Origin of the sequence: Flavivirga eckloniae, from assembly GCF_002886045.1 — a bacterium.
GTDB lineage: Bacteria > Bacteroidota > Bacteroidia > Flavobacteriales > Flavobacteriaceae > Flavivirga > Flavivirga eckloniae.
On sequence record NZ_CP025791.1, the window covers coordinates 456,425 to 468,750 of the forward strand.

Below are 12,326 nucleotides of genomic sequence, written 5' to 3' on the forward strand. Positions count from 1 at the left end.
CCCTTCTTTATGGTTATAGTGAATGTTTTCTCGAAAATAGAAAACAACAAACCGCAATATATAAACACATAACACGATCATGAAATCAACCAACAAAAAGAAAAGAAATTGGGGCATCACTTTCTTTAAGAAAAACAATCGCAAACTTTACCTCATTATCATATTAGCATCACTTTCTATAGCGTTTAGATCATTTATACAAGTTTACGATGGCACCGCAGGCCCAGAAATGACAACCCAAACCTGGCCGGCGGGAACATTTTTAGCCAACTTCCCAGAAGGAGACAGAATTAGCACCTACCACCGTAACTATTTTTTTATGAATGGTCAGGCAGGAACCAGTGTTTGGGATATTTCCAATCCCACAGCACCAAAAAGAATACAATTTAGTAATGCAGCAAATAACGGTCATCGGTGGTGGAAACTGGAAGGCGATTTATTCTACAGGGAATATTCGGTACCAGAAGTTCAAGGAACCGGATATAAATACCTCGATATTTCCAATGTGCTGGACAGAAAACCTGTAACCGCCTCAAGTATTTTATACAACGTAAACGATGGTCAGTCAAACTATGACAATCTGGAAACATTTCCACACACTATAGACGGCAGCCGGGTTTTTGACATGAGAACTGGAGTACAGGTAGACGACATCCCCACTACTGTAGCTCTCCCAGACATTGTAGTACGCATTGGAAACTATGTTTTTTATGCCCCCCAAACCGGAGCCATTAGCGTATTTGATTTCGGAGATCCATTAAATATTAAATTCTTGGGATCGTTTGGTGGTAATGTACCACACGAGCAATATAGCACAGCAATCCAGTTATGGAGAAACCATCTTGTCTTTATGAGTGGTAACCAAGGCCCTGATGCTTTGGTAGGTTTCAATATTAGCGACCCCACCAATGTAACCAAAAGCTTTAGTTTACATTCCGATCAAATTACTTTAGGAAGGTATATGATTTTTCAGGATGAATACGGATTCTCCGGACGATTTGACCGCGGCGTAAAGTTTAATTTTGAAACGATGCAGATCGCACAGGAATTTATACCGCCGTCTAGTGATGAAACGGTTCAGTTTATAGACAACCAATGGATGCCAATCGGCCATATTCTCGTTGCTAGCGGAGATGACAAAACCTCTATTTTCACACATCAAGACGGGTTAGACATAAAACCGCCAACAGTGGGGCATCATTTTCCAGTATCGGGAGCAATAAATCAGCCACAAACCACCACATTAGGTTTTGTGATCAACGAAACCCTTAATGATTTAACTGTAAACGACCAAACCATACAAGTAAGTCCATTAGGAGGCGCTCCTATCCAAGGCGATGTAACCACAACCTCCTATCAAGTTGTTAATTATGCTCCAAAACAAGCCTTGTTGCCAAACACCACATACGAAGTAAAATTTGTTGAGGGCGGTATAAAAGATGCCGTAGGAAACGGTATGGAAGAATACATCTTTTATTTTACTACAGGAGGTGATACCACAAATCAATCTCCACAAATTACAGGGATTAATTTAAGCACCCCTTCCCCTATTACCATAAGTACCGGAGTAAATTTTACTGCCAATGCTACAGACGCCGATGGAAACACACTGACCTATAGATGGGATTTTGGAGATGGTTCTCCAAAAACAGGATGGATCGGCAATACAACATCCCATACCTACACCGAAGCCGGGAATTATTTAGTTCAGGTACAGGTATCAGATAATAATGGAGGGTTTATAGTCGGATCACAATCTATAGTTGTTGTACCAAATTTACCTGTAAACTTACCTACGCAATCCGGGCCTATAACTGTAGATGCCACGAATAGAATTGTTTGGTCCGTTAATCCGGACAATAATACTGTAGCCCGAGTTAATGCAGATAACCTAACAAAAATCAACGAAGTAGCTGTTGGAAAAGACCCGGTAAATGTGGCTTTAGATGGTACGGGAAAAGCATGGATTACCTGTAGAGACTCCGATGAAGTCTACATTCTTAATACAAACGGTTCATTTCAAACCAAAATAGTTTTACCCAAAGGATCTCGCCCTTATGGTATCGTTTTCACTCCAGATGGCACGAGAGGCTTTATATCTGCCTTCGGATCGGGTAAACTTATAGAAGTTTCTCCTTCTACAAATACAATAACCAACACTATCGATATTGGCCCAACACCAAGAGCTCTGGCAGTTACCAGCGATGGATCAAAATTGTTTGTAACCCGATTCATTTCACCAGATCTAGAAGGACAGGTTTGGGAAATCAACCTAAATACATTCGCACTTACTAAAACCATTCCACTAGCCCTGGATAATTTTACAGTAGATAACGGAAATGCGGGCAGAGGCTTACCAAATTATGTGGCAGGAATAGCCATTAACCCAGATAACTCATCAGCCTGGTCTGTAGCCAAAAAAGATAATATTCTTAGGGGACTTGCCAGAGATGGAAAACCTATGACTTTTGATAACGCTGTTCGTACGGCAATCTCTCCAATAAATCTAACAACAAGCACAGAGGAACTTACAAAGCGATTGGATATTGATAATCACGGACAACCTTCCTCGGCTTTGTATACCCCAACTGGCAACTACCTTTTCATCACCATGCAAGGCAATAACAGAATTGTTGTAATCGACCCTAAAAAGGGATTAGAACTCTTAAAAAAAGATGTAGGCAAAGCACCTCAGGGCATAGCGATAGATCCAACCACCAATAGGGTTTTTGTAAAAAACTTTATGAGTAGAAACGTGACTGTTTTTGATGCTTCGGAAATGATTACAACAGGAAGTACCACCTTGACCGAATTAGCTACTATTAGTACAGTTAGCAGTGAAACATTAAGCCCTGTAGTACTTAAAGGGAAACAAATATTTTATGACGCTGCCGATTTAAGAATGGGAACCGATGGTTACATTAGCTGTGTTAGTTGCCATAGCGACGGTACTCAGGACGGACGGACATGGGATTTCACAGACCGTGGTGAAGGATTACGAAATACCATTTCCTTAGTTGGTAGAGCTGGTACAGGACATGGAAGGGTGCATTGGAGTGCAAATTTTGATGAAATTCAGGATTTTGAAAATGATATCCGTTTCCACTTCAAAGGTCAAGGATTTATGACCGATGCCAACTTTAATGCTGGCACTACAGGGCTTCCTCTTGGAGATCCTAAAACGGGTAAATCTGCCGATTTAGATGCCCTAGTCGCCTATGTAGAATCCTTGAATGCTTTCGATCCAAGCCCATATCGAAATACCAATGGTAGCCTAACTGCGGATGGAGCTGCAGGAAAAGCTATATTCGAAAACTTAAAATGCCATACGTGTCATTCTGGTTCCGATTTTACCGATAGCAGTACAGGTAAAATGCACGATGTAGGAACCATTAACAATAATAGCGGCCAACGCTTAGGCAAAAACCTATTAGCGTTGGATGTACCAACCTTAAAAGATGTTTGGGCTACAGCCCCATACTTGCATAACGGAGCTGCTAAAACCTTAACCGAAGTGTTTACAACTTACAACACCAACAATAGTCATGGCGCAACATCTACATTAAGCACAACCGAAATGGCTCAATTAGAAGCCTATCTTAAACAAATTGATGGATCGGAATCGGCACTAGCAACACAACAAATATTAAAAATAGCCAGTCCAATTGACGGAACAAACATCGACAAAGCCGATCCTATAAAACTAAGTGTTGAAACAAATTTAACTGGGGTTACAAAAATTGAATACTATGTAGACAATACCCTAATTGAGGCAGTAACTACAGCACCATTTGAATCTTTATGGACTCCAATAATTTGGAAGACATATACCATTTCTGCTAAGGTATTTTATAATAATGGTCATACTGCCTCAATAACCCCAGATATAAAAGTAAAGTATAAGAATACTATAGAAGTTATGTTTGTTGTAGGCGATAAGAATAACTTAACCCTAGAAGATCAAAAAATAAAATCGAGGTTAGAACAACTGTTCGGTTTCCAAATAACGTTGTTCTCTGATGAAGAATCCACAAGCCCACAATCTGCCAACCCATTTGATATGGCATTAATATCTTCTACCGTAGATCCCAGAGAATTAGGGAATGATTTAGAAGCTGCCAAAGTGCCACTAATGACCTGGAATCCGTTTATGTATGGTAAACTAAAAATGACAACGGGAGGATTAAACACCGGATACGGATTTACACAAAATGGATTTTCCACAATTACCGTTTCAAACCCTACACATCCTATGGCGGCAAGTGTGGGTGCCAGTACAGCTTTGTATTCCATAACACAAGCTCTGCCATTTGGGAAACCAACAACAGAAGCCATTGTTATAGCCAAGGCCGGAACGCAACCCATTCTTTTTGGCTATGAAGCAAGTATTGCTATTACTTCAAGACGCGTGGCTTTCCCTCTAAGAGATCAGTTTATGCATCTGCTTACTGCTGATGGACTCAAAATGTTTGACGCCGCCGTATTATGGACGCTTCATGGTGGAGATGCTACTACCCCTATTGCTCCATTACCGGATGTTTATTTTGAATCTCCTGTAGATGGTCAAATGGTAAATACACCGCTAAATATCAAGTTTAAAACCGAAGGCTGGAGCATTCCCTCTCAACAATACAAACTCAGGTTCAGAATTAATGGTGGAGACAGAGGTTTGGTAACCAGCAATACTGAATTTACAGATCCGACAAATTTACCTGAAGGCCTACACAAATTAAGCCTGCAGATGGAACGTAGCGATAATTCACTTACCGCTTTGGGTGATACCATAACCGTTAATGTTACAAACAATCCTTTACCAGTAGGCCCAACAGTTACAATAGAAACACCTACTAATGGTGGGGTAATTGGCCCGAACTTCGATATCAAGTTTTCAACCTTCAACTGGGATATTACCCCTGGAGGTCGCCACGTAAAATATTTTATCGATACTATAGAACAAGGTTCAGTTTTTGCAACAACCCCGATTCCTGTAAGCAATCTTGCAGAAGGACTACATACCCTTAAATTCGTTTTAGTTGAAGCCAATGGAACCCTAGTAGGAAACCCAACAGAGATTACCTTTACTGTAGATCCAAGGTTTGGCAATTTACCAAATACAGATTTTAGTGTTGAATACCGTGATGATAGCTCTGGTAACTCCACACAAGAACTAAAACCCTTTTTCAATATTGTTAGTGAATCTGCGCAAAACCTGCCACTTAGCGACTTTAAGATCCGATATTGGTTTACGCCCGAACATACAGTCCCCATGGCTTTTAACGTCGATTATTCTCCAATTTCAAATATAACAGGAGCTTTTGGTACATCAGGCACGCAAAATTACCTTGAAATAAGCTTTGCAGCCTCATCAGGTAACTTAAATGCTAATAGTAAAGCTGGACCAATACAAACCAGACTACATCACTCCGGGTATCAAACTCACAATCAAAATAATGACTACTCATACGATGCTGGTAAAACATCATTTCAGCCCCATGCTTTAGTAACACTGTATCAAAATGGTATTCTGGTTTGGGGCTTAGAGCCTGTAGGAGCTATAGCTAGTAGCAGTAAACAATCTAAAATTCCTAACTTAGAAAATGACATAGCTACGGGTATTGGTAATCCTGACCATGTCTACTTAAACATGCAAACATTCCCTAATCCTGTTACGCATCATTTAACACTGCAAGGCAACAAAAATCTTAAAGGTGCCATGATTACTATCATGAACCTTTCAGGAAAAGTGATCCATATGCAAAACGTTAAGCAATCAGGAACACGAGCATACGTAGATATGAACGCTATGATTCCGGGAATATATTTCGTTAAAATTAAACACGACAAGAACGTTCTTATTAAAAAAATAGTCAAATAACACTATTGTGTATCAACATAAAAAGGTCTCAAAAGTTCTTGGGTTGTCATTTTGAGTACTTCAGCTATGCTCAGTATAAACTAAAGTCGAAAAACCTCAATACTCTAATAAACAGATGTTTATTTTTTGAAAGATTCTTCACTTTAGCCTGTCTTGAGTGACAGTCGAAAGGTTCTGAATGACACCTTTGAGACCTTAGTTTTTATATTTTAATAACTAAATGTCTGCCTGAGAATCCTACGGTGTACCCACAAATATGGCTGCATATTAAATAATAATTTTACAAGGATAGACACTAATTTCACGAATTATCACAAATGGCTCTAAACACAAATTATTTAACAATAAACAAACAATGTTTACTCATTAATAAATTAAAGTACAGAAATATAATAGAATTAAATCGGGTTTGGATTATAAAAACAGACTGAAAGTCTGATTCGTGATTATGAATAGTATAGAGAACTATACATCATATTGAGGTTTTACTCGTGTAAATCTGTGTAATTTGTGGCTTGATTAAAAAGATGTGGGTACACCGTAGCTGAGAATCGAAGCAAAGAGGATTTATCGAATATACAAAATAACGTCAATAGTAAAAGAATACTCTACGATACCATACATCATTGATAAAATCAAGAAATCAATTTATTTAAATGCCTTTCTGTTTTCATTTCTAAAGTAACTAACTCACCTTTATAAAATACACTGTTAAGTATCCAGGGAATAGGCAGTTTATGGGCATCGTCTTTACTTTTTATATGATTTATTTCTAGCGGAATATTCTTTTCTTTGGCATATTTCCTTAGCATATTATTTGTATAAAAATCTGTAAAAGGACACGTGTTCGAATAGTAAGCAGTAATCCCTTCATTATTAGGACAAGTGCCTTTTTTAGCACTATCCATTATTTGAGGAAATGTAGAATCAGGATTAATTTTTAATCCCCAAAGTTTAAAATATGGAGGGGCTTCATCAATGATTTCAAACCCCTGACATTTTAAAAAAATTGGATCCGTCATAAAAGGTCGTTTCTTATCACTGGAAATGGCAACAATACCGTCCATTCCTTGAGCCTTGGCATCTTCTTTACATTGTTCTAACAATTTCTTTCCGTTTCCTTTTCCTTTAAATTGTCCGGATACCCAGAAACAATTAATTACCATATAGTTTTCACCAACTAATGGCAACCAGGAATTTTCAATGGGTACATATTCAATAAAGACCTTCCCTCTAACATTCAACTTCTTAAAGGTATAGCCATTCTTAAACTCAGTTTTTAGCCAATCCTTCTTCTTTTGATAACCGTCTTGACTTTTTTTATCACTTATTGCACAACAAATATGCTCATCTTCTATGTTCTTATCGTTTAACTTAACAATATCCATATTTATTGAATTTTAAGTGGAGTCGGTGGGTATTCTTTATTTTCATGGGGCTTAAGAAAGTGAATCACAAATTATATATAAGCTATACTTTTGGGATTCTTAAATGGTGGTTGATATAATGATACACATCCAAATTTAAAGAGATAATGCTATAAAAAGAATGATTTTTATCATACTTAATGTACAATAGTATTGAAAAAACTTTCCTAGAAAGGATTAATTAATTGAATTGAAAGACAGAATAATATGAATAACCACATAAAAATTATATAGCTAAAATGGTGACATGCTACAGTTATAAATGAATACATAGTACATTTTACATTCATTTTAAGATTCAGCTACATTTTTAAGCAAACAATGCTTATATTTGTAGCAATATGAAAACCATATCAAAAAACATTCGGCATTTAAGACAGCTAAAAGGACTTACCCAGGAAGCCTTAGCAGACAATCTACAAGTACCCCGATCTCGTATAAGCTCTTATGAAGAAGGGCGCTCTGCCCCTACCATTGAGATGCTTATTTTAATTTCAGATTATTTTAAATTACCTATTGATATTTTATTACGCAACGACCTCACAAAGGCTACAGACACCTCTTTTATTGAAGTTGGGAACCAACGTGTATTATTTCCCATTACGGTAGATAATGATAATAATAACCTAATAGAAGTGGTTCCTATAAAAGCATCTGCCGGGTATTTAGCGGGTTACGACGACCCTGAATATATTGAACAGTTAGAAAAAATAAAACTCCCATTTCTACCCACAGGAAAACACAGGGCGTTTCCCATAAAAGGAGACTCCATGTTACCCATGAAAAGTGGTTCCTATGTTGTAGGTCGTTTTATTGAAGACAGAAATGACATTAAAAGCGGAAGAACCTATGTACTCGTAACGCTTAACGACGGTATGGTTTATAAAAGAGTAATAAATAATATAGAACTTAATAATTCGCTACTCTTAATATCTGATAATAAAATGTATCACGATTACAGTGTTCCTATAAACGAGGTCCTAGAAATCTGGGAATTTACCTGTAGTATCAATACCCAGGAGTATGATGAACACGAACTTAAAATAAGTAGTATCATCAATATGTTTAATAATTTAGGGGTTGAACTAAAAGTTTTAGAAAAACGGCAATAATGTACACCATAATAGATGTTGAAACTACAGGCGAAGGCAATAAAATTACAGAAATCTCTATCTTTAAATATGATGGCTCCCAAATTATTGATGAATTTACATCCTTAGTTAACCCAGAAATTTATATACCAGTTTATATAACAACTTTAACTGGTATTGATAATGCCATGGTGGCTAAGGCTCCAACATTCTCTGAAATAGCTGAGGATATTTTAGCTATTACAGAAGGTGCTATTTTTGTTGCACATAGTGTAAATTTTGATTACAACGTGATCCGCAATGAATTTAAAGCGATAGACATTGATTTTAGAAGAAAAAAACTATGTACCGTTCGACTCTCCAGAAAATTAATTCCCGGACATAAATCCTATAGCTTAGGAAAAATTTGCAAAGCTCTGGAAATCGATATAAAAGACAGACACAGAGCAAGAGGTGATGCCGAAGCCACCGTTGTACTTTTTGAAAAGTTATTAGGTACCGAAGGTTCTGAAGCGGTATTTCAAGACTTTCTTAAAAAATCCTCAAAGGAAGCTACCTTACCTCCTCATTTGCCAGGCACCGTATTTAATGCGATTCCCAATAGCCCAGGTATTTACTATTTTAAAAACAAGAAGGGAAAAGTTATCTATGTTGGTAAGGCAAAGGACTTAAAGAAAAGGGTTTTAGGTCATTTTTATAACAAAACAGAAAAGGAGCTTAATCTATGTCGTGAAACGGTGGATATTGACTTCGAGTTATCCGGTAGCGAGCTCATTGCCCTTCTTATGGAAGATGCCGCCATAAAGCAACACTTTCCTGAATTTAATCAGGCTTCTAAAAGAAATCCAAAAGCCTTTGCTATTTTTAGTTATGAAGACAGAAAAGGTATTATTCATTTAGCATACAATACGTTAAAAGCAACTCCTAACCCACTACTTACTTTATACAGCATTACAGATTGCAGACAGTTTTTAGAGCGCCTATGCTCACAATTCGAATTGTGCCCTAAATATTGTCACTTGCAAGAAGGTGTCTCCCAATGCTCACATTTCAAGATTAAGAACTGTCATGGTATTTGTATTGAAAACGAATCTGTAAAAGGATACAATGGTCGTGTAAAAAATGCTATAACACATGCTGTAGAAAGTACTAAAAATGCTGTTATTAAATCAAAAGGAAGACATCAAGAAGAAAACGGATTTATACTTATTAAAAATGGCCTATACTTAGGCTATGGGTTCATAGACAACTCTGAACAAATTACCACAACAGAAGATTTAGAAAACTATTTGACTCCTCAAAAGGATAATGTTGATGTACAGAAGATTTTGCGTGCGGCTATAAACAAGAATCCGCGAATTGTTAAGAATTTTGACTAATACATAGACTTTTAATTATGGTTCTTCTTTCAATTCAATGAACAGAAAATAGGGTTTAGCTTCTTAGTTACACCTTTAAAAATAAAGTGATTATAAAACAAAAATAACATCAATGACAATACAGGATTAAAACTCACAAAAAATCCAGTAAGTCATAAATAATAACTGCTTTAGTTACTTGCAGACAAATAACATCTCCCAATTATTCAAAATTGTCCAAAAATGACAAATTATTCAAACCCGCTATGGGTAATTTCGTAGCCATAAAACCATACGAATGAAAAATAGAATTATAGGAATAGATGTTGCTAGATCATTAGCTGTAATAGGCATGATTATAGTTCATTTCAAAATTGTTTTTGGAGATCAGGGTAATGCTTGGATAAAAGCATTTGCCAATTTTTTTGATGGAAAAGCTGCAGCCACATTTGTTGTTTTGGCAGGTGTTGGATTGGCATTAATGACAAACTCATCTGTAAAAACACAAAATCTTGAAAAACTAAGATTAATTCGAATCCGAATAATAAAAAGAGCCATTTTTCTTTTTCTTATCGGGTTATCCTATTTGTGGATATGGCCTGCCGATATATTACATTCTTACGGGGTATATTTACTCTTAACCCTATTCTTTATAAACAAAAAGGCGACTCCTATTCTAATCGCTGTAATTGCGATTATTGCAATATTTCCTTTATTGCTTTTAATATGGGATTACGATAATGGATGGGATTTTACAACATTATACTATGACAACTTTTGGACCGTAAAAGGCTTTCTAAGAAATCTATTCTATAACGGCTATAATCCTGTATTCCCTTGGGTAGCTTTTATGCTATTTGGGCTATGGTATGGCAGACAAAATTTAAATGACGAAAAATTTGTAAAAAAATCATTTTGGATAGGTTTGAGTGCCTTTATTTTTATTCAATTGTTTTCCAATGGAATGGTTCAATATCTTTCAAATAGTAATAACATCGCTTTTGAAGAAATTAACTCCATTTTTGGAACTGAACCTATGCCACCTTTGCCCATATTTATGATGAACGGTTTATCTATTGCGGTCACGACTATATCAGGATGTATTTTAATGTGTAGAAACACATCCAATATAATAATAGATGGATTATATAAAACCGGACGGTTAGCGCTTACATTTTACGTTGCTCATGTCGTTATTGGAATAGGTTTTATGGAAGAATTGGGCTCTGAAAACTTTGGAAACTACTCCATAGAATTCTCTGTGTTATATGCTTTTGCTTTTAGTTTCTTCTGCGCTTGTTTTGCATGGGTTTGGTTTAAGTATAAAGATGCTGGGCCATTGGAATGGGTTATGCGGAAGTTGACGGACTAAAAATAATTTAAATTAACAGAATATAAAGTTTTCTAGTTCCTTATTATTAATTCTGAATCCCCAATTATTGCATTAGGTAAATGCTTAAGCTTTATTTTGTTATTAAAATCAAAATAGGGAAAAAGTATACGCAATTTACTCAAAGCAGTACTCTTATCTATAGGTTTATTAGCAATAAGCTTTCTTATACTTGGTATGCTTAAAAGATCTTCTAGCTTAATTATTTTATCATAGTAGGCTATATCTTTATTTCGCTCAAGCAATTCTCCTAAAGTTGTATTTATATCCTTTTTTTCTTTGTAGATATAATCTCTTTGGTACGGTTTGCCTCTAGGGTCACCTTTAGGGGCTTTCAGGTTCTTTATGTTAAGAACCCAATCCTCATCAATATCTTCTATGCCATTGATTTTTTTGTTGGAAGTCATTCTTTTAACCCCCATTGGATCATAAGCATATTGAGCTCTATATGCCCATACTTCATCGGGGATATCAAGAGCTGTTGGTAATTTTGTATTTTTTACAAAGACAATATACCCTGCGTAAAATTGATAAGCATGAGTAGCTTCATGGATAAAACTATAAGTTTGCCCGCTTATATAGTTTATTAATACAGTATCATTTTTATAATCATATGTTAAATTACCACTTAATGCGTTAATAGGTAATTCGTTCAACTTAAATATATCAGTGGATGATTCAAGTGCTTTTAAATTTCGAGATATTAAATTTAAACAGTCTTTTCTTACACTTAAATCATTAATCCTATATTCTATTTTTTTTATCTTATTTGTCCTTTTTTTGTTTGATGAACCAAGCGATTTTATTTTTTCAAGTCTACGTTCTAATCTACCTTTTTTCTTGATAACTCTAGAATATTCATTTTGAATTTTCTTTTTATGTGAATTATACTTTTCTATACTACCTCTTTCAATTACATCCCCGCTTTTAATTATTGAGTAATAATTTTTGGTCTCCAAATCTTTTTTATCAAATATCTCAAAAGCCATTATATCAAAATTCTCTCTTAACTCTTCTTTTTCAATTGTTTTTAATAAAAAACCTATTCCTATAATAGCTATTAATAAACTAAACACTGTTAGAATTTTCTGGTATATTTCTTTAATTTTTCTAAATGTCATATAATTTGTAATATTAACCACTGGCATAAACATCTCAAGTGGACTAGTTAGACTTGGTTCCATG

General features: G+C 35.8%; 6 protein-coding genes. 4 read left to right on the top strand and 2 right to left on the bottom strand.

The genetic code is table 11. The features are described 5' to 3' along the window. The first annotated feature begins 79 nt into the window (after window positions 1-79). Entirely contained in the window at window positions 80-5,875 is a 5,796-nt protein-coding gene (locus tag C1H87_RS01895; protein ID WP_102754196.1) for a PKD domain-containing protein, read from the top strand. 635 nt (window positions 5,876-6,510) lie between these two features. Here the strand turns inward: C1H87_RS01895 and C1H87_RS01900 are convergent. Further along, a complete protein-coding gene (locus C1H87_RS01900; protein WP_102754197.1) occupies window positions 6,511-7,263 on the bottom strand; it encodes a GNAT family N-acetyltransferase in 753 nt (250 codons plus the stop codon). Window positions 7,264-7,643: 380 nt separating this feature from the next. On the opposite strand from C1H87_RS01900, the gene C1H87_RS01905 reads away from it, so the two are divergent. The 3 genes from C1H87_RS01905 to C1H87_RS01915 all read left to right on the top strand — a co-directional run bounded on the left by C1H87_RS01905 (window position 7,644) and on the right by C1H87_RS01915 (window position 11,123). Then, entirely contained in the window at window positions 7,644-8,414 is a 771-nt protein-coding gene (locus C1H87_RS01905) for an XRE family transcriptional regulator (RefSeq protein WP_102754198.1), read from the top strand. Beyond that, window positions 8,411-9,772: an exonuclease domain-containing protein gene (locus C1H87_RS01910; protein ID WP_102754199.1), complete on the top strand. Its 1,362-nt coding sequence runs from the start codon at window positions 8,411-8,413 to the stop codon at window positions 9,770-9,772. The genes C1H87_RS01905 and C1H87_RS01910 overlap by 4 nt, the downstream gene beginning before the upstream one ends. 277 nt (window positions 9,773-10,049) lie before the next feature. Then, window positions 10,050-11,123, top strand: coding sequence for a DUF418 domain-containing protein (locus C1H87_RS01915; RefSeq protein WP_102754200.1), 1,074 nt, complete (start codon window positions 10,050-10,052; stop codon window positions 11,121-11,123). Window positions 11,124-11,155: 32 nt separating this feature from the next. Here C1H87_RS01915 and C1H87_RS01920 read toward each other — a convergent pair whose 3' ends face one another. Next, on the bottom strand, window positions 11,156-12,262 hold the full coding sequence (locus C1H87_RS01920; RefSeq protein WP_158655097.1) for a hypothetical protein: 1,107 nt from the start codon (window positions 12,260-12,262) through the stop codon (window positions 11,156-11,158). Window positions 12,263-12,326 lie beyond the last annotated feature (64 nt).